18 protein-coding genes are annotated in these 18,224 nt (G+C 50.5%); 13 read left to right on the top strand and 5 right to left on the bottom strand.

Going from position 1 to position 18,224, the window contains the following annotated elements:
• Positions 1–69: 69 nt before the first annotated feature.
• The 4 genes from had to K0B01_11275 all read right to left on the bottom strand — a co-directional run bounded on the left by had (position 70) and on the right by K0B01_11275 (position 3,919).
• Positions 70–1,176, bottom strand: coding sequence for a 6-hydroxycyclohex-1-ene-1-carbonyl-CoA dehydrogenase (had, locus tag K0B01_11290; protein MBW6486720.1), 1,107 nt, complete (start codon positions 1,174–1,176; stop codon positions 70–72).
• Between the two features lie 91 nt (positions 1,177–1,267).
• Complete coding sequence (locus K0B01_11285) at positions 1,268–2,020, bottom strand: 3-oxoacyl-ACP reductase FabG (protein MBW6486719.1); 753 nt, start codon at positions 2,018–2,020, stop codon at positions 1,268–1,270.
• Positions 2,021–2,120: 100 nt separating this feature from the next.
• A complete protein-coding gene (locus K0B01_11280) occupies positions 2,121–3,413 on the bottom strand; it encodes an FAD-dependent oxidoreductase (protein ID MBW6486718.1) in 1,293 nt (430 codons plus the stop codon).
• Positions 3,410–3,919, bottom strand: coding sequence for a 4Fe-4S dicluster domain-containing protein (locus K0B01_11275; protein ID MBW6486717.1), 510 nt, complete (start codon positions 3,917–3,919; stop codon positions 3,410–3,412). Before K0B01_11275 ends, K0B01_11280 begins: the two co-directional genes overlap by 4 nt.
• Before the next feature lie 407 nt (positions 3,920–4,326).
• Here K0B01_11275 and K0B01_11270 point away from each other — a divergent pair, with 407 nt between their 5' ends.
• Positions 4,327–6,525 (top strand): acetate--CoA ligase family protein, encoded by a 2,199-nt coding sequence (locus K0B01_11270; GenBank protein MBW6486716.1) that lies wholly within the window; start codon positions 4,327–4,329, stop codon positions 6,523–6,525.
• Between the two features lie 106 nt (positions 6,526–6,631).
• Here the strand turns inward: K0B01_11270 and K0B01_11265 are convergent, their stop codons facing one another.
• Complete coding sequence (locus K0B01_11265; GenBank protein ID MBW6486715.1) at positions 6,632–7,006, bottom strand: MoaD/ThiS family protein; 375 nt, start codon at positions 7,004–7,006, stop codon at positions 6,632–6,634.
• 241 nt (positions 7,007–7,247) lie between these two features.
• Here K0B01_11265 and vsr point away from each other — a divergent pair, with 241 nt between their 5' ends.
• From vsr to K0B01_11205, 12 genes are all read left to right on the top strand, one after another.
• A complete protein-coding gene (gene vsr / locus K0B01_11260) occupies positions 7,248–7,763 on the top strand; it encodes a DNA mismatch endonuclease Vsr (protein MBW6486714.1) in 516 nt (171 codons plus the stop codon).
• Between the two features lie 29 nt (positions 7,764–7,792).
• Positions 7,793–8,992 carry a DNA cytosine methyltransferase gene (locus tag K0B01_11255; GenBank protein ID MBW6486713.1) on the top strand — a complete coding sequence of 400 codons (1,200 nt, stop codon included), beginning with the start codon at positions 7,793–7,795 and terminating at the stop codon, positions 8,990–8,992.
• Positions 8,985–9,686 (top strand): hypothetical protein, encoded by a 702-nt coding sequence (locus K0B01_11250; protein MBW6486712.1) that lies wholly within the window; start codon positions 8,985–8,987, stop codon positions 9,684–9,686. Before K0B01_11255 ends, K0B01_11250 begins: the two co-directional genes overlap by 8 nt.
• 492 nt (positions 9,687–10,178) lie before the next feature.
• Positions 10,179–10,427, top strand: coding sequence for an AbrB/MazE/SpoVT family DNA-binding domain-containing protein (locus tag K0B01_11245; GenBank protein ID MBW6486711.1), 249 nt, complete (start codon positions 10,179–10,181; stop codon positions 10,425–10,427).
• 255 nt (positions 10,428–10,682) lie between these two features.
• The gene (locus K0B01_11240) at positions 10,683–10,889 is read left to right on the top strand and encodes an AbrB/MazE/SpoVT family DNA-binding domain-containing protein (protein MBW6486710.1); all 207 of its coding nucleotides are present in this window, start codon (positions 10,683–10,685) and stop codon (positions 10,887–10,889) included.
• Positions 10,886–11,260 carry a type II toxin-antitoxin system VapC family toxin gene (locus K0B01_11235; protein ID MBW6486709.1) on the top strand — a complete coding sequence of 125 codons (375 nt, stop codon included), beginning with the start codon at positions 10,886–10,888 and terminating at the stop codon, positions 11,258–11,260. The genes K0B01_11240 and K0B01_11235 overlap by 4 nt, the downstream gene beginning before the upstream one ends.
• A 206-nt stretch (positions 11,261–11,466) precedes the next feature.
• The gene (locus K0B01_11230; protein MBW6486708.1) at positions 11,467–12,240 is read left to right on the top strand and encodes an ADP-ribosylglycohydrolase family protein; all 774 of its coding nucleotides are present in this window, start codon (positions 11,467–11,469) and stop codon (positions 12,238–12,240) included.
• Positions 12,241–12,313: 73 nt separating this feature from the next.
• Positions 12,314–12,877 carry a lipocalin family protein gene (locus K0B01_11225; GenBank protein MBW6486707.1) on the top strand — a complete coding sequence of 188 codons (564 nt, stop codon included), beginning with the start codon at positions 12,314–12,316 and terminating at the stop codon, positions 12,875–12,877.
• 42 nt (positions 12,878–12,919) lie between these two features.
• On the top strand, positions 12,920–15,115 hold the full coding sequence (gene katG / locus K0B01_11220) for a catalase/peroxidase HPI (GenBank protein MBW6486706.1): 2,196 nt from the start codon (positions 12,920–12,922) through the stop codon (positions 15,113–15,115).
• A 126-nt stretch (positions 15,116–15,241) separates the two neighbouring features.
• A complete protein-coding gene (locus K0B01_11215; protein ID MBW6486705.1) occupies positions 15,242–16,144 on the top strand; it encodes an HNH endonuclease in 903 nt (300 codons plus the stop codon).
• Between the two features lie 38 nt (positions 16,145–16,182).
• Entirely contained in the window at positions 16,183–17,847 is a 1,665-nt protein-coding gene (locus K0B01_11210) for a hypothetical protein (GenBank protein ID MBW6486704.1), read from the top strand.
• A 72-nt stretch (positions 17,848–17,919) separates the two neighbouring features.
• Positions 17,920–18,177, top strand: a complete 258-nt coding sequence (locus tag K0B01_11205; GenBank protein MBW6486703.1) for a type II toxin-antitoxin system HicA family toxin — start codon at positions 17,920–17,922, stop codon at positions 18,175–18,177.
• Positions 18,178–18,224: the final 47 nt, after the last annotated feature.

Raw genomic sequence — 18,224 nt, 5'->3', positions numbered from 1 at the left:
TCTCTCCTTGTTGTTTGAATTTATCGTCTCTCTTCAGTCCTTGTTCGCGAAAGCCCGTCCCAGCCGCTTTCAGAAATCGGGGATCAGTACAATCCGTTTCATCGGCGGCGTCTTATGGTTCTCGGCAAAGGTCTGCTCGATTGTGCTCATCGGGCGCGTCTCGACGAACTCCTCGAGATTGACCTTTCCGCTCAGCACCATGTCCAGAACAATCGGGTAATACTCGGGGAGACATCCCCAGGTCCCAATAATCTCTGCGTCAAAGGCCATAAGCCGGCTGATGTTGTATTCCACCGAGCTTACGCCGTATCCCACTACCAGCAATTTCCCGGTAAAGCTCAAGAGGGCCAGCGCGATTTCCTGGCCCGCCTTGGAACCCGTCACCTCGAATATCTTCCAGCCGGTATTGGGAAGACCGTTTGCCTTGCAGAGTCCCCGGTACTCTTTGACCACTGCGCCTGTGTCCTTGCCCGTTGTGTTGATGACAAAATCCGCTCCGAATTTCAGCGCCTTATCGAGTTTTTCCTGATTGCGGGCGATGCCGATGACCGTCTTGGCGCCCAGGGCCTTGGCGACCTGCCCCATATACTGTCCTACTCCCCCGGTAATGCCAAGCACTATCACATTGTCGCCCGGCTGCAGGTCGGCCCTTTTGGCGGCCTGATAGGGCGTGGTGGCGGCATCGGCGACAACGGCAAGATGGGACAACGGAATGTTGCCCCGGTTTTTTACTTCGCACAGATCAACGCTGGGGACCGGGATATGGCTGGAAAAACCTCCATACAGGCCGATGCTGTTTCCGGGCATCTTCTGATCCAGGCACCGGTTCCCCCTCCCCGTTTTGCAGAGGTAGCACTGACGACACGGCATAACCGCTGGAATGATAACCTCTTTCCCGATCCATTTGGCATCCCCGGCAACCACTGTCCCCGAGATCTCATGCCCCAAGGTTAACGGCGGTTTGGAGACAGTCGGAACGCCGTCATAAAAATACCCCAAGTCCGTGTGACACACCCCGCAGCCGGCTACCTCTACCAACACCTCCCCGGGCTTCAAATCTGGCACTGGAATCTCTGTTTTTTGCAGTTTTCCAGGCGTGGTTTCCTTAGTCTCCCGGTTGAAGACAGTCGGCTGAACCATTTGCCATGTCTTTATCTTATCGGGTAATCCTGCCATTTTCTCCTCCTTATGTTTTTTATCAAGTCATTTATGGCCATAATGGTCCATCTTGCCTTGACAAGTTTATTAACATGCCAGGGAAAACATCTCAGATCATTCCGTAGCCGCCATCGACGCAGAGGAGCTGACCGGTAATGTAATTGGCGTCGTCCGAGGCGAGAAATACAAAAGCGGGGGCAATATCCCCGGCCTCGGCAAAGCGTTTGAGCAAAATCCGGTTCATGTAGATCTCCGCCAGCTTTTCATCCGTTCTGATCTTCTCGGACATGTCGGTGGCTACGATGCCGAGGGAGATGACATTGGCGCAGATGTTGTAGCGGGCCAGTTCCCGGGCAATGGATTTGGTCATGCTCAGGACGCCCCCCTTGGCGGCGCTGTAGTTGATTTGCCCGACTGTTCCCACCAGGCCGGCAACCGACATGACGTTGATGATTTTCCCGCTGTTTTGCCCCTTCATCAGATTGGCGGCGGCTTGGGTACAGAGGAAGGCGCCCTTCAGGTGAATGTCAACCACCTGATCCCACTGCTCTTCCGTCATCTTGAGCAGCAGGGCGGGTCTGGTAAATCCCGCATTGTTGACCAGGATATCCAGCCTGCCGAACCGCTCCATTCCCGCGGCAAAAAGGCTTTCCACGTCGGCCTTGCAGGCGACATCCGCTTTAACGGCAATGGCCTCGCTCCCCATTGCGGCGATGGCCTCCACAACCTCCTGGGCCGCCTTTTCATTGGAGGTATAGTTGACTACAACCTTGGCCCCCTCCTTCCCGTAGGCGAGGGCGACCGACCTGCCCACTCCCCGGCTGCCTCCGGTTACCAGCGCGATCTTGTCCTTGAGTTTCATAAATGGCACCTCTTTTCCAAAGGTTGATTGATCTGATTTAGTGCAACTGTTTTTCCCCGACGATAAATCCCCGATAAACAGTCATTATGGAAATGGAGCATCAATTCTGTACAGATGATCCGATAAGCTGGCCCAGCCGGATCAAAGGCCACGCGGAAGCGGCGCCTGCTTGCGGAATTTGGCGCCATTTGGCCCTCAATTGGTCCAAATCGTCTTTTCGCCACATGGCGCCAATAAATGCGCCAATGGCCTCGGCGTACTTGCCGATGGCCTGGCCGCCCAGCACCTTGCCGTCCAGCAAAACAATCCGCAAATAATCACCGCCGCTCTGCTTTTCGATAAGCTCGGATTTCCCCAGCATGCACGCGGTTGCCCGCATGGTTTTACCGAAGGTGGACGCATGGGTGTTAAAAAAATGCACTCGCGCAAACGCATAGGCGCCCAGGTATTTGACGTCATCTCCCAGGATGTTTCTGGCCACGATTTGCGCCTGCTCAATCGCGTTATGCTTCAACTGAAACATGACTGTCTCTTCGGTACAGGCATCAAAGGTTTCGACACAGTCCCCGCAGGCATAAATATCGGAAACCGAGGTTTCCATCTTCCTGTTGACCTTGATGCCGCGCCCCGTTTCGATCTGCGCGGTTTTGGCAAGCGCCGTTCCCGGAACCACGCCCGTTGCAACTACAACCGTGTCGCATTCGATCTCCCGTTTGTCCGTGACAACGCTTGCAACCTTCGCCTCCCCTTTAATCTGGAGAACCTTTTCCCCGGTATGAATATGAATCCCGTACCCCTCCATCGCCGCTTCGAGTATCCTGGCGGTGGGTTCATCAAACAGGACCGGCAGAATCCATCCCAGAAGCTCAATGATGTGAACCTCATAACCCTTTTTCTTCAATGCCTCCGCCGCTTCTATCCCGATCGCTCCGGAGCCGATCACGACCGCTTTGCTGCCTTTGTGAGCTTCGAGCTTTTCCGCTTCCGACACCTGTTTGCAACTAAATACGCCTTCGTTGCGAATCCCCTCAATCGGGGGAAAGAAAAGGGCCCCGCCATGGGCCAGCACGAGTTTGTCGTAGCCTATTTCCACGCCCTCTTCGGTTGTGACATTCTTGGCCTCCGGGTTGATGGCAGCAACCTTGCTATTGAACATAATATCGATGTCAAGCCGCTTGTAATCTTCAACGGTTTTTTTGAAAACATCTTTCTTCCCGATATTGCCGGCAAGATAATAGGGAAGCGAGCAGGGATCATATTCCGGAACAGCCTCGGCGGAAAGGATGCATATCTCGATTTCCTTGTCCCTTTCCCGCAGTTCAGAAGCCACCCGATTGCCGGCAATCCCGTTTCCCACAATAACTACCTTGTGAACATTAAACTGCGTTTTCATGTTGTATTCATCCTGAAATTATTTGGATATATGGCTCTTGAGCGCTCCGCCCGTTTTCTCACCACTCCCTTTGTCAGCGCATCCTCTTTGCTGATTTTAAGGGCCCCCTCGCGACAGGCGGTTACACACCAGGGTCCGGCCGCATCGTCTTTGCACATATCGCAGGTCATCGTCTGCCCCGTATAAGGGTTTACCGACGGGCTGCCGACCGGGCAGATATAAACGCACGCCCTGCACCCGATACAGACATCCGGGTTAGTTATAACCGTCCCATTTTCCTGTCGCACCCGCGCATTCATTGGGCACACCTTGATGCAGGGGGCGTTATCGCACGCCATGCAGATGACAGGGACGTCAACCTCCTGGACTTCAAGCCTGAGGATTTTAAGCAAGGCCAACCGGGAATTTACATTTCCCTGATGTTTCATCGAACAGGCAAGCAAGCATTGTTGACACCCGGTACATTTGAGGGGATCGATTACCAATTGTTCACGCCTTATTTCCATTCTCCGCCTTTATGAATTTCGATTATATTGTTTCGGTTTTTGCACCCTTAACCTTCTTGAAACAGCATGGTGATGTATATCTTTACAGCAGTTCCGGCGCGGATGCTACCCTGTAGATATTCCGGTTGTCAAGACAAACTTTCGTTTCCCGCGCTCCCTCTGCGCAGCCTCCAAATATTAAAGATTCACTCCCGTCTTAGTTGAAATATCACCTTCAACTATCTATTTTATCAATTAAATTCCGCATTTTGAATACTTGCAAGGGATCGCCTTCAAAACTTGTCCAGCGCCAATCTTTATTGGCTTCGGCTACCATTTATGATATAGAGCCGCCAGCGTTGTTGTAGTTAACGCGATGGCATTGTTATTATTAAATAAATTGCGACATTTATCGATAGGGAGACAATATGCAGGCATTGGAAATAATCAGCGCCGCCAAAGCGGAAGGCCGCGGATCTTTGACCGAGGCAGAATCAAAAGAAGTTCTCCGGCAATTCGCCGTGCCGGTGGTGGAGGAACGTATCGCAGTTTCTCCGGAGGATGCAATCCAGGCTGCTAAAGATACAGGGTTCCCCGTCGTTCTGAAGGGGTTGGGAACAAAACTTGCGCATAAGACCGAGCGGGGTCTTGTTTTCCTTAACCTGAACAGTGCAGAGGCGGTGGAAAAAGCGGCAAGGGCCGCGGCGACCTCGGCAGGCGCTGATCTGGAGGGATACCTGATCCAGCCGATGCTTTCCGGACATCGGGAGTTTGTGGCCGGATTGTTTCACGATCCCCAGTTCGGACCGATTGTCATGTTCGGACTGGGCGGCGTATTCACGGAAGCCATTGACGACGCTGTTTTTCGCGTCGCCCCATTGACTAAAAACGATGCGGAGCAGATGATAAATGAGATACGTTCCCGAAAACTCCTGGGGGCTTTCCGCGGCGAACAGGCGGTGGAACGAAAGCGGATCGTCAGCACCCTGCTGGGCTTGTCCCGCATCGGCATGGAAATCCCGGACATTACGGAAATTGACATCAACCCGCTTTTGGTCGGTCCCGAAGGCCGGGCAGTGGCCGTTGACGCTCTGGTTGTCCTCGGCGAGAAGCCAGCCCCCAAAAAATACCTCCCCGCGATCGCTGCATCCGCCATCGGCAAGTTTTTCTATCCGCGCTCGATCGCGGTTATCGGGGCGTCAAACGCCTTCACCAAATGGGGATACCGAATGATGTGCAGCATTATCGCCGGCGGATTCGCGGGCGAGGTTTACCCGGTCAATCCCCGGGGCGGGACAATTGCCGGCAGAACGGCCTTCAAATCGGTAGCGGAAATACCCGGTTTTGTTGACCTCGCCGTAGTCACAATCCCCGAAGACAGGGTGATCGAACTCATCCCGCAATTACAGGCGAAGGGAATAAAGAACATGCTGCTGATCACCTCCGGCTTTGCGGAAACCGGCGCAGAGGGCCGCAGGCTGCAGGATGAACTGGTGCAGGCGGCCCGGGCCGCCGATATCCTGATCATGGGCCCGAACACCATGGGTCTTTGCAACCCGCACAATGACCTGCTTTGCTGCGGAGGGGCCAATGTGCACCCCAAACCCGGGACAACGACGCTGATCTCGCAGTCGGGAAATCTCGGCGTTCAGCTTCTGGAATTTGCGGAACGCGAAGGGGTCGGCATCCGCGCCTTTGGCGGCTCGGGCAATGAGGCCATGATTACGATCGAGGATTACATGGAGGCCTTCGAGGTCGATGAGTTGACCAAGACGGTCGTGATTTATTTGGAAAGCATTAAAAACGGCCGTCGTTTCTTTGAATCCGCGCGGCGCGTCGGCTTGCTCAAACCAGTGGTAATGCTGAAGGGAGGCAGGACGGAGGCCGGGCATCACGCTGCGGTCAGTCATACCGGCGCGCTCGCCTCCAACGCCAAGGTCTTCAACGCGGCGGCGCGTCAGGCGGGAATAGTGATCGCGGAGCAGCCGATCGAGATGCTCGATGCGTCCGCGGCCTTCTCCTCGCTGCCCCTCCCCCGCGGCAACCGCGTCGCGATCATGACGCTGGGGGGCGGCTGGGGCGTTGTCACTACCGATCTCTGCGCGGAAAACGGCCTCCTCATCCCCAAGCTCTCCCCGGAACTGATCGCCAACATCAACAAGGTTCTCCCCCCCTACTGGAGCCATTCCAACCCGGTTGATCTGGTCGGAGAGTTTGACCCGAATATCCCGATGTTCGTTCTGGAACAATTATCCCAATGGGACGGCTGCGACGCGGTGCTGCATCTGGGAATTTCCGGAAGGCTTTCTTCGCTGCGCAAGATGATCAAGGACGTCAGAATATCCGACCCGGAAGCGGATCAGAATTTTCTCTCCGCGGTTCCTCAATTGCTGGAAGAGTTTGAAAACAAATTTCTTGCTCACACGGCTCATCTGATGGAAAAGACCGGCAAGCCGATTATCGGGGTGCCGCTGATGCAGGAGGAAAACATCCATACCGTAAACGATGTCGAGGGGAGCCCCTATAAAGCCGTTTCGTTTCTCACGCCGGAGCGGGCGGTCAAAGCCCTCTCCCGCATGGCCTCTTACAGCCGGTGGCGGGAACTGCAAAGGCAGCGGGAAGATTAAATCATGCCGGCCGACGCGTTTGCGCCAACGGTTGGCGCAAACGCTTATATTCAGGGAAATCGGTTAGTTGAATGCATGACGGCGTTCGCAACTTCCGTTCCCCTTGCTATCCGCCCGCTGCGAGTGGAAGCAGCAAAACCTCATCGCCATCTTTGAGCGCCGTATCCATTCCGTTCAAGAACCCCACGTCCTGCCCATTCACCATCAAGCGGATCTGCGGACGAAGGGTCTTAGTTTCGGGTTTGAAAAGGCGCCGCGACAATTTATCCCCCCCGATTTCAATCATCCGGGACAGGAGACCCCGCACATTTGTCCCCTCGGGCAGGTCAACCTCCAACTCCCCTGTGCCGAGCGCCCTTTTTAAGTGATAAATGGTTTTGATCTTGACCCGCATGTGCAGCCCATCCCTGCTGTCCGGGATCGCCTTATTCCGCAGATGTTCTTCAAATTTTGACTGTAATGCGTCAGGGGTCTCCATCATGTGGAATCCGCCACCTTCCTGATAATCTTTACTTTTACATGATATACGGAAAATAAGAAATAAATGATTGCAAAACCCACGTCAAGGGTTTTATATGTATTTCAGGACAGTTAAATCTGAAAAAAGGGATCCGGCGGCGCGCGGCCTCACGGCCTGCGACAAGATGATCGATAAAGGCAGTCCACAGGTCCAGGAGTTCACCAGAAACTGTAGAATAACTTGTTCGAGCACAAAAAGAGCCATGACTGATATCGTTAGCAAAAAACAACGATCTAAACTGATGTCGAAGGTGCGCAGCCGTGACACTAAGCCGGAATGGATTCTCCGATGTGGATTGCATAGACTCGGGTTTAGATACCGTATTAAAAACAGCCTCCTACCGGGTTGCCCGGATCTCGTCTTTCCAAAATTCCATGTAGTCCTGTTCGTCCACGGTTGTTATTGGCACAGACATCCAGGATGTAAAGACGCAAGCATGCCCAAGAGCAATGTCGATTTCTGGGAGAAAAAATTCACTGAAAATGTTGAAAGAGACCGTCGAATTATACGACAGCTCGAAATCCTTGGCTGGCGGATTTTGGTGGTATGGGAGTGCGAATTGACCAGAAAAGCGCTTGAAACCGTTTATCGGGTCGCTTATTGGCTTAGCCAAGGCAAAGTATGTTATGATAGTGGTATGAAACAACATGAGCTGCTATCCGTAGCGGAAAAAAAGATACGTTATCGAATATCCTCGTATGATAACGACCGGAACTAAATGAATCAGCGTAGATAAGGTAAGGAGCGATGGAACCAGAACGATTTGCAGTTGTCGATCTTTTTTCCGGAGCCGGAGGGATGAGCTACGGATTCCATAAGCATGCATCTTTCGAGGTAATTGCCGCAGCCGATGCTGAACTGGGGAAGCCGAGCACCGGGCAAGGCAGGCTACAGTGCAATAGCACCTATTTTAAAAACATTGGTTTTATGCCAGCCCGATTGGATTTGACGGCCATTGCTCCTGACAAATTGCGTTCTAAGCTTGGTTTGTCTGACCAACAGCATATCACCGTTCTTGCGGCGTGCCCGCCATGCACCGGGTTCAGTCGAGCCAATCCTGAGAATCATCTTCGTGATGACAAACGAAACAGCTTGGTGCGTCGATCGGCTCAGTTCGCTGTTGCCCTATCGGTTGATATCGTGGTCATGGAAAACGCTCGTGAGCTGATTCGAGGTAACTTCAAGCACCATTATGAGTGGTTCCGGGAGTATCTGGAGAGCCACGGATACAACGTGTTTGGCCGGACTTACATGCTATCCAGATTCGGACTACCACAAATTCGTGAGCGGGCAATCGTGATCGCCGCCAAGCAGCATCTTCCGCTTCATACGTTAGACAGTCTGTGGGATGGCTGGGGTGCCGCAGATGAAGCTTTGACCGTCAAAAGAACTTTTGAAATGATTGCGTCTGATGCCGATGGCTTTGATCTTTACCCGAATTTCTCGTCCGATGTAGTGCGGCGAAGAATAGCAGCAATTCCAAAGGATGGCGGCTCATGGATGGATCTCTTACCGCGTAGAGATGCCGACGAGCTGTTGACTGATGCGATGAAGCGGATCGTTGCCCACAAGCGGTTCGGATCCTACCCTGACGTTTACGGTCGCATGGTTTGGGGCAAACCCGCTCCCACAATTAAGCGCGAGTGCTCCCATGTTGGAAACGGCCGATACGCGCACCCCGAGAAGGATCGACTATGTTCTGTGCGAGAGATGGCGGCTTTGCAAGGGTTCCCGAACGATTTTGCGCTCAACGGGGCCGCCGTATCGAATATGTACCGTCACATAGGCGATGCGGTACCTCCCTTGATTTCCTATCAGCTGGCACATCTAGCTCACTGGATTCTAACGGGGAAGCAACCCCAAATTAAAGATATAATCCTACGAGGGACTAACCTGAGACAATCGGACATAATGAAAAAAGGTCAGCAGGAGTTTTTCTATGATTAATTTTACCGTTTCCGTAACTGCGGCCGAGGAGCGAAGGCTCAAAGAGTTCATCAATGCTTTGCGAACGAGTTGTAAGGTGGAAATGAATCCGAAGTCTCCTTTCAATAGTGATTCTTTCGAGAGTGAATTTCGGTCGAAACTTCTTACTCATCACTGTTTTATGGGTTCGCCCCTATTTCAGGAAAGCTTCGATTCCGCCTTTATTGCGGCTTGTTCGCATACCGGGCACAAGGTGGAGGAAGCAGCTGACGGACAACGGTTCTGGGATGTAATTGTTGATGGAAGAAGGATTAGCCTAAAGTCGTCGAAAGCGAAAAGCCTTCGCGAGGATACACTCCATATCAGCAAGCTTACCGAAGCTGCATGGATTCAGGATTGCAGAACTGCTACGAAGCGCCGCGAGCACACGCGTCGCCTTTTTAAAGAGTACTGCGATGAAGTCGATGCCATCGTGCAGCTGCGGTATTTTCAATCCTTGCATCGCTATGAACTTGTCGAAATTCCCGTCTCTCTTTTTTCTCAGATAATGGATGTCGGACGAGAGCACTTCGCCGCTGATGGCCCAACGATTAATATTCCTGTCGGTAAAAACCCGCCCGACTTCACATTAAAGCTGGATAGGTCTGACGCAAAGGTCACAATTGCAAAAATCAACAAGAAGTTGTGCTTGGTGCATGGGGTATGGCAACTTTAGCGTGCCTGCAAATCGGTGCTCGAATCGGTTAGCCGGGGGTAGTTAACCCCCAGCCCCCACACTACCCGGCATGCGGGTCCGCACCGGGCGGTTCACAGAGATTGCCGGGCCGTAGCCGGGTAGTGAAAACGAAGTTTAATGTTTATAATGTGAACCCACAGCTCTTTGACAGACAGCAGCCCTTGATCCTTGAGCCAATCGTTGTTCATGCCTGTTTGCGTTGCCAGCGTCCGGGACAGGCGGCATGGCCCCTTACGGCTGTTGGCCTAAAAAATTGTCCTTGAAAATCGCATGCAAATTGGCCATACATAGGAGGTAATTGCAAAACTCCCCATTCTTGTCATTCCCGCAACGATTCTGAGCGGGAATCTGGTTCTAACTGCTTGAAAAAACCATATTCCCGATAGAGACATTGTGTACATTAAGCTCCGCTTTCGGGAATGACAAATGGTTTTGCAATTGGCTCATAGGCTATACATAGGGAGGTGCGTGATGCTTGCAAAAATTCAAAAATGGGGGAATAGTCAGGGGCTTCGTATCTCCAAAAATCTGCTCTCGGAGGCACAGCTTGATGTCGGCGATGAAGTTGATATCAGTGTAAAAGAAGGCATTATGCTTGTGGCCCCAGCCAAAAAAATACGCGGCCGCTACTGCCTGAAGGATCTTGTGGCACGTATTCCTAAAGGCTACAAGCCCGGTGAGATTGAATGGGGTGAATCAACCGGCAAGGAGATCTGGTAGATGGCAACTTATATCCCGAGACAAGGAGACATCATTGCGCTCACTTTTGATCCACAATCCGGTCATGAACAAAAAGGCCGCCGTCCCGGGTGCTTTCAATATTGGATGCATGCATTTACTGACCGGCCAACACATCCTTCAACCGGAGCGCTAACAGCCGCGCCCGGTTAATTCGTAGTTATGCACGGAATAATTGACAGAGTAATATCGATTGTGATATTGTAATACTAACAATATATCGATGGAGGTATTGGTATGCAATCAGTCACTGTATCACCGAAATATCAGGTGGTTATACCCAAAGACGTCAGAGAATCATTAAAGCTTCAGCCGGGGCAAAAAATGCAAGTCGTAGAATATGCCGGAAGGATTGAACTTATTCCTGAACGTGATATCAAAGAGCTCCGTGGATTTCTCAAAGGCATCAATACAGAATTCAAGCGCGAGGAAGATAGATTATGAATATTGTAGATTCTTCAGGCTGGCTTGCTTATTTTGCTGATGAAATAAATGCAAAGCATTTTATGGCACCATTGAGTAATCCAACCAAGCTTATAGTTCCTGCAATAACCATATACGAAGTATTTAAAGTCATTCTGAGGGAATCCAGTGAGAATGAGGCATTACAGGCTGTCGTTGCCATGCAAAAAGGGGAAGTCATAGATTTAAATACATCACTGGCACTAGCAGCAGCAAGATTGAGTCTGGAACATCGGCTTCCAATGGCAGACAGTATTATTCTTGCAACGGCCCAAGAATTCAGGGCTACTATATGGACTCAAGATGTGGACTTTAAAGATATGAGTAAGGTCAAATATTTTCCAAAGAAATAAAAGCACAAAGAGATTCAGGTGACAAGAAATAGCTACGCCATTTTTTGCGGCTGATCCGCGCTGACAGGCAAGTTAGCCGACATTTCACTTCACCAGCCACGGATAAACGTGGCAGTATTTCGGAGATTTCGCAGGTATGCCCTATTCGTTCCGCGCGCTGGTGAGTTTATCGTTATCTGTCGTTAAAATAACAATGAGGAATTACTATGTTTGGTGCAATTGCAGGGGATGTGATCGGCTCCGTATTTGAGCATCGTGCTATAAAAACGACTGATTTTCAGTTATTTCAGAGATATTCTCGTTTTACTGATGATACGGTTCTCACAATCGCGATTGCTTATTCCGTATTACATCAAAAAGATTATGCGGCCACGCTCAAATTGTTTGGACGTAAATATCCAGATGCGGGTTACGGCGGGGCATTTATTGAATGGATATTTGAACCAGAAAGTAAGCCTTACAACAGTTGGGGAAACGGTTCCGCTATGCGTGTCAGTCCCATAGGGTTTGCTTTTTCTACAGTTGAAACTGTGTTATTAGAAGCCGAAAAAACTGCTGCAGTTTCTCATAATCATCCAGAAGGAATCAAAGGCGCGCAAGCTACGGCATTAGCTGTTTTTCTTGCTCGAACAGGGGAAAACAAAACCACTATCCGTAAAGAAATTAGTGAACGATTCAGTTATAATCTTCAACGGACGGTTGATGAGATCAGACCCAATTACAGATTTGATGTTTCCTGTCAGCGATCAGTACCAGAAGCCATAATAGCCTTTCTTGATGCAGAGAATTATGAGGATGCGATAAGAAAAGCTATCTCATTAGGCGGAGACAGTGATACTTTAGCTTGTATCGCTGGCGGAATTGCTCAGGCATTTTATAAAGAAGTTCCTGCAGAAATTACTGTGGAAGTAAGGAAAAGATTGCCACAAGACTTTTTAGAGATTATTGATACATTCAATACAAGATATATGAACAGCTAACAAGGCCAATGCAGCCGACGCAAAAAGACGCGCGGCTTATTAGTGGCGTCAGGCTTCGCATTTAAAAAAAGAGATGAAAAAACTATCAATAGTTTTGGTTTTATTCTTAATGGGTTGCATTGGAATTCCTGAAAATGTAAAACCTGTTGATAATTTCAAGTTAGAAAAATATCTGGGTAAGTGGTACGAAATCGCCAGACTGGATCATTCATTTGAACGAGGATTGACCCAGGTAACAGCAGATTACAGTTTGCGTGATGATGGGGGTATCAGGGTATTAAATCGCGGTTATTCTATTAAGGAAAAGTCATGGAAAGAGGCCGAAGGGAAGGCTTATTTTGCAAAAGGACCTGACCAGGGTTTTCTGAAAGTTTCCTTCTTTGGCCCCTTTTATGGTTCTTATATAGTTTTTGAACTTGATCACGAGAATTATCAATATTCACTGGTATGTGGCCCTGACAAATCTTATTTATGGATCCTGGCCAGAGGTCCAAAAATGAAAAAAGATATAAAAAATATTCTCATAGAAAAAGCTGCGGCATTGGGTTTTGACACGCCTAATTTGATCTTTGTCGATCATGACATATCGCCTGAAAATGCTAAGCGAGCCGACTCAAAAGGCAGCGCGGCTGATTAGTGGCGTTAGCTGTAAGCATCATAATTTGAAAGGAGAACAGAGATGACTGGAGATAACAAGTGCCCGGTGACGGGCAGAAATAGCAAACAAGTAGCTGGCGGCGGCACGTCTAACCGCGACTGGTGGCCCAACCAACTGAACCTCAGAATTCTGCATCAGCAGGACAAGAAGAGCAACCCGACGGGCGAGGACTTCAATTACACCGAGGAGTTCAAGAAACTCGACCTGGAGGCTGTCAAGAAGGATCTCCATGCGTTAATGACCGACTCGCAGGATTGGTGGCCTGCCGACTGGGGTCACTACGGACCGCTTTTCATCCGGATGGCCTGGCACAGCGCCGGCACCTACCGCATGGGCGACGGCCGCGGCGGCGCGGGGACCGGTAATCAGCGTCTTGCGCCCCTCAACAGCTGGCCCGACAACGTGAACCTCGACAAGGCACGCCGTCTGCTCTGGCCGGTCAAGCAGAAATATGGCTGCACAATTTCCTGGGCTGACCTGATGATCCTGGCCGGCAACGTCGCCCTTGAGTCGATGGGCTTCAAAACATTCGGCTTCGCCGGCGGGCGTGTGGATGTCTGGGAACCGGAAGAGGACATCTACTGGGGCAGCGAGGACGAATGGCTCGGCGACAAACGCTATTCGAGCGACCGCGATCTTGAAAACCCGCTCGCCGCCGGCCAGATGGGCCTGATCTATGTCAATCCTGAAGGACCCAACGGCAATCCCGATCCTGTCGCCTCGGGCCGGGACGTTCGGGAAACCTTCTCACGTATGGCCATGAACGACGAAGAAACCGTTGCGCTCGTTGCCGGCGGGCACACCTTTGGCAAATGCCACGGTGCCGGTCCCGCGACCCACGTGGGCCCCGAACCGGAAGCCGCCGGCCTTGAAGAACAGGGCCTTGGCTGGAAGAGCAATTTCAAAAGCGGCAAGGGCGGCGACACGATCAGCAGCGGCATCGAGGGCGCCTGGAAACCGAATCCGATCCGATGGGATATGGGCTATCTCAAGGTGCTGTTCAAGTACGAATGGGAACTCGTCAAGAGCCCGGCCGGAGCACATCAGTGGCTAGCCAAGGACGTGGAAGACGAGGACATGGTGGTCGACGCGCACAACCCGAAGCAAAAACTCCGGCCGATGATGACCACAGCGGACCTCTCTCTTCGCTTCGATCCGATCTACGAGCCTATCGCGCGGCGCTACCTGGCCAATCCAGAGGAATTCGCCGACGCCTTCGCCCGGGCCTGGTTCAAGCTGACGCACCGCGACATGGGCCCCCGATCGCGCTATCTCGGTCCGGAGGTTCCGGCAGAGGAACTCATCTGGCAGGATCCCATCCCCGCCGTCGATCACAAACTTGTCGACGACCGGGATATCGCCGCTCTCAAGGCCGAGATTATGGCTTCCGGCTTATCCGTGTCGGATCTGGTTTCGACCGCCTGGGCGTCGGCCTCCACCTTCCGCGGTTCCGACATGCGTGGCGGAGCAAACGGCGCCCGCATTCGTCTTGCTCCACAGAAGGATTGGGAAGTCAACGAGCCAGACCGGCTGGCGAAGGTGCTCAAGAGCCTGGATGGTATACGAAGTGTGTTTAACGACGCGCAGTCCGGCGGAAAAAAGGTTTCACTGGCGGACCTGATCGTTCTGGGCGGCTGCGCGGGCGTCGAACAGGCGGCCAGGAATGCCGGTCACGATGTGACGGTTCCCTTCACGCCTGGACGCATGGACGCCTCACAGGAACAGACCGATGTGGCCTCCTTCGGCGTACTCGAGCCCAAGGCCGACGGTTTCCGCAACTACCAGAAGGCCAAGTACGCCGTATCGGCATGTGAGATGCTGGTCGACAAGGCCCAACTCCTGACGTTGACCGCTCCTGAGATGACGGTTCTCCTCGGCGGTATGCGCGTCCTGGGCGCGAACTTCGGCGGGTCGCGGCATGGTGTCTTCACCAAGAGGCCGGAGACACTGACCAACGACTTTTTCGTGAACCTGCTCGACATGGGCACGGAATGGAAGGCAACTTCAGAAGAGGAAGACCTGTTCGAGGGCCGCGATTGCAAGACGGGCGAACTCAAGTGGACCGCCACCGGTGTCGACCTGATCTTCGGTTCGAACTCCCAGCTCCGGGCCGTGGCCGAAGTATATGGTTGTCAGGACTCCCGGGAGAAGTTCACAAGTGATTTTGTTGCGGTCTGGAACAAAATCATGAATCTCGACCGGTTCGACCTGGCTTGATCGCAGTCTAAATGTCTTCAAGGGCTTCTGACAGGACGGCATAAAACGGGCAGTTAACACCGCGTTTCAGCTGGCGCCGCTTCGCGGCGCGGCTGAACTCGTCGTTGGGAACAGGAAAACCCTATAATGGCAAAGATGACTAACAAAGAAAGAAGGTTGAAAATTTTTCAATACGGCTCGGCAGCGATTGCCAAGTATACAAACGGTGATTCTTCACTGTATTATTGTCCAATATGCGGGGTTGGATATCCTGAATCCTCAGCTATTGCAGGCGCAGATCTCACACTGGAGGATGTTCCTCCCAAGAGTGTTGGCGGAAAGCCAATCCTCCAGACATGTCGCCAGTGCAATTCATCAGCAGGACACAAAATTGATGTTAGCACTGCAAGCAAAAGGAAATTCGAAGAATTTTGGAGGGTAGTGTGTGGTCAAGAAAATGGAACGATACCCTTTGCTACACTGTCAATGGCGGATTTTAGCATAGCAACCTCCATTTGCACAGAACGCTCTTTTGATGTAATGCCGCTTCCTAATGCCAATCAGCCAGCTACAATCGAGAAGTACAAGGAGTACCTCGGCAATCTCGCCGCCAACAATGTCAACGGCTTCGAATTCAAGCTGTCAATGACTCAAAAATACGATCACCGCTTCTACAAATTGAGCCAGCTCAAGTCCGCGTTTCTGCTGATGTTTGCTTGGCTTGGATATCGCTACGCTTTTGACCCACGCCTGGAAGTCGTACGGCGGCAGATTCAAGAACCGGAAAACAATATCTTGGGTACGAGATTCTGGATAGAAGGAAACGAGAGTATGCCGTTGAATAAAGTAATGTTTTTGCGCAATCCGTTACATATGTTTTTGGTTTCGTTCGACGGCTTTTCTATTCTTCTTCCGTCCTTAAATCCTATGGATGATATTTACAATACTCTGCCAAGCTTTTGGGAGAAAGGGCAGCGAGTATCCCTCGAAGCCCAAGTGTTGTTGAGCAGTTGGCCTGAAAGATTGCAGATGAAATTAGACTATTCATAGATAATCACCTCCGTTCAGATGACTCTAAGGGGTGGCAAATGACATTGTTTGAAAAATTACTGGATCTATTTGGAAGAGATACCGACTGTAATTCCATCAAAAATTATCAAGCCGATTCCAAACCTCAACGCTTAACAACTGAATACAAACCCTTATCCTTAACGGACGAATACGAATCGATTGCCGAAATCAGTGCAAAATTGTCACATAGCAGAGAGGCTACACCCTCAGAATTTGATACCCCCGAGGTTATTGTTGTTGGAGTGTCTTTCTACCAGAAGGCATTGGAAAAGATTTGCGGCGGTAGGCGCGAGGAAGGCATTGAGTTGCATGTGCAGGCCGAAATAATACCTTATGACGATAATTCTGATGACGCTCATGCAGTCAAAATTGAAATTGAAGGCGAAATCGTTGGACATCTTAGTAGAAAAAAAGCACTTATATGGCGCAGCAAAATGATATCTGAAGGATTTTCCGGTGCAGTGACTTGTCCAGCAAAAATTGCATGGGATAGAAACTTCGACAAAGCAGGATCTTATGGAGTATGGCTCGATATAGATTTAACCCTTCCAAATAGTTTGCCCGAAAGAAATAGTGCGCATGCGATATCGGCTCCCCCAAATCAGTCAAACCCCATAGAATTCCTTGTCAATCAGCTTAATAGATTTGAGTTATTGAATTGTAAAGCGGGCGATGAAGTTAATCTTTGGCAGAAGGGTGATAGCAGGGAAATTTATATTTACAGAAAGAATACTCCTTTTGGAAAAGGACAAATTGGCATTTGCCCTGATTCTGTCTATGATGACTTGTTGGCTGCTGCCGGATGGGATGCCAGTATTGCCAGTATTTATGATGGTGGCTGTAAAATTGTTTGCAAACTCCTTTCAAAAGCTGAGATGGGTAAAGAAGAAGATCAAGATGAGGCGCTTGATAACGCCCAGACGGACTACATAGAACCGAGCAAGGAGGAAGTCTCTCGTGAGATGGAAAAATGGATGTTCGTCTTCAAGAAGAAGCTCGACGCCCTCCAGAAACCTGACAAGTGGTTTCATGAAGAAACACAGGAGGAGAAGAGGCGCAGGAAATCTTCTGAATTTTCCCGCCGCTGGATGAAGCCTTTTGTCAGACCTGCTGATTTTGAACGAGAGGAAGTTCGCGCTTTGGCTGTGAATGGCTTATACTGGTCGCAAATAATCATGAAGGAATTAAGGAAGGTTATAAGGCAAGCAAGAAAAGAGGGGGCAATATATGACGGGACATTACATTCGCTATACGGCCTTGCAATTGTCTCTTCTCTTCGTGATGACTTTTGCAATTCATTGCCTTCAGGCTACAATAATTCAGTATGCGAATATGTTGCATACAGCGAAATTGAGGGAATAGGGATTGACTACATGAAAATCGGCTACAGCAACCTAAATGCGTTGGGAAAAACTGACATCAAGTGGCTTATTGAAAGGTTTGGCGAGCCGAATCAACACATGACAACAAAAGATATTTACTCTGAGATAATCTCTAATGCCATTATTCGTTATATATGGAATAAACACGAAGATGGAAACAGAAAATTTGGAAAATATGGCGTCCTAACCATAGAGCAATGCCTGGAAGGAGAAATAAAGTCTGGATTCTATTCAAGGTTTCTTATAGCCGGGCAAGCAACGCGGTCATTCCTTGACAGAGGACAAAGCCGAGAGGAATAGGCATTGCCCTACCATAAAATCCACCGGATAAAACCGGTGATTTTCATGTTATGCCAACAAAGGACGAGTGATATGGCGACAAAATACAAGATATTGCAGAAGATACTTGCTGGATCGAAAAATATCCGGTTCTCTGATATGATAGAACTTGTGGAAGGCTTCGGGTTCCGGCTTTCTCGGACTGATGGCAGCCACCACATTTTCGTGCATCCTGACATTCCGGAGCTTGTCAATCTCCAAGAGGTGAAAGGGCAAGCGAAACCATACCAGATGCGCCAATTTCTAAAGTTGATCGAACGCCACAGCTTAAGACTGGAGGAGGACAAATGAGAGATTACCATATAAACATTTTCTACTCTGAAGATGACGAAGGTTAC

It is taken from the genome of Syntrophobacterales bacterium, from assembly GCA_019429105.1.
Classification (GTDB): domain Bacteria; phylum Desulfobacterota; class Syntrophia; order Syntrophales; family UBA5619; genus DYTH01.
This window is presented reverse-complemented; position numbering and strand designations above follow the sequence as displayed.

Excerpts from the sequence above, each read along its gene's own strand:
- K0B01_11245 (MBW6486711.1), top strand. The coding sequence starts at position 10,179 with ATGCTTGCAAAAATTCAAAAATGGGGGAATAGTCAGGGGCTTCGTATC.
- K0B01_11250 (MBW6486712.1), top strand. The coding sequence starts at position 8,985 with ATGATTAATTTTACCGTTTCCGTAACTGCGGCCGAGGAGCGAAGGCTC.
- K0B01_11210 (MBW6486704.1), top strand. The coding sequence starts at position 16,183 with ATGACATTGTTTGAAAAATTACTGGATCTATTTGGAAGAGATACCGAC.
- K0B01_11225 (MBW6486707.1), top strand. The coding sequence starts at position 12,314 with ATGAAAAAACTATCAATAGTTTTGGTTTTATTCTTAATGGGTTGCATT.
- katG (MBW6486706.1), top strand. The coding sequence starts at position 12,920 with ATGACTGGAGATAACAAGTGCCCGGTGACGGGCAGAAATAGCAAACAA.
- K0B01_11285 (MBW6486719.1), bottom strand. The coding sequence starts at position 2,020 with ATGAAACTCAAGGACAAGATCGCGCTGGTAACCGGAGGCAGCCGGGGA.
- K0B01_11205 (MBW6486703.1), top strand. The coding sequence starts at position 17,920 with ATGGCGACAAAATACAAGATATTGCAGAAGATACTTGCTGGATCGAAA.
- K0B01_11215 (MBW6486705.1), top strand. The coding sequence starts at position 15,242 with ATGGCAAAGATGACTAACAAAGAAAGAAGGTTGAAAATTTTTCAATAC.
- had (MBW6486720.1), bottom strand. The coding sequence starts at position 1,176 with ATGGCAGGATTACCCGATAAGATAAAGACATGGCAAATGGTTCAGCCG.
- vsr (MBW6486714.1), top strand. The coding sequence starts at position 7,248 with ATGACTGATATCGTTAGCAAAAAACAACGATCTAAACTGATGTCGAAG.
- K0B01_11265 (MBW6486715.1), bottom strand. The coding sequence starts at position 7,006 with ATGATGGAGACCCCTGACGCATTACAGTCAAAATTTGAAGAACATCTG.
- K0B01_11230 (MBW6486708.1), top strand. The coding sequence starts at position 11,467 with ATGTTTGGTGCAATTGCAGGGGATGTGATCGGCTCCGTATTTGAGCAT.
- K0B01_11275 (MBW6486717.1), bottom strand. The coding sequence starts at position 3,919 with ATGGAAATAAGGCGTGAACAATTGGTAATCGATCCCCTCAAATGTACC.
- K0B01_11235 (MBW6486709.1), top strand. The coding sequence starts at position 10,886 with ATGAATATTGTAGATTCTTCAGGCTGGCTTGCTTATTTTGCTGATGAA.
- K0B01_11255 (MBW6486713.1), top strand. The coding sequence starts at position 7,793 with ATGGAACCAGAACGATTTGCAGTTGTCGATCTTTTTTCCGGAGCCGGA.
- K0B01_11280 (MBW6486718.1), bottom strand. The coding sequence starts at position 3,413 with ATGAAAACGCAGTTTAATGTTCACAAGGTAGTTATTGTGGGAAACGGG.
- K0B01_11240 (MBW6486710.1), top strand. The coding sequence starts at position 10,683 with ATGCAATCAGTCACTGTATCACCGAAATATCAGGTGGTTATACCCAAA.
- K0B01_11270 (MBW6486716.1), top strand. The coding sequence starts at position 4,327 with ATGCAGGCATTGGAAATAATCAGCGCCGCCAAAGCGGAAGGCCGCGGA.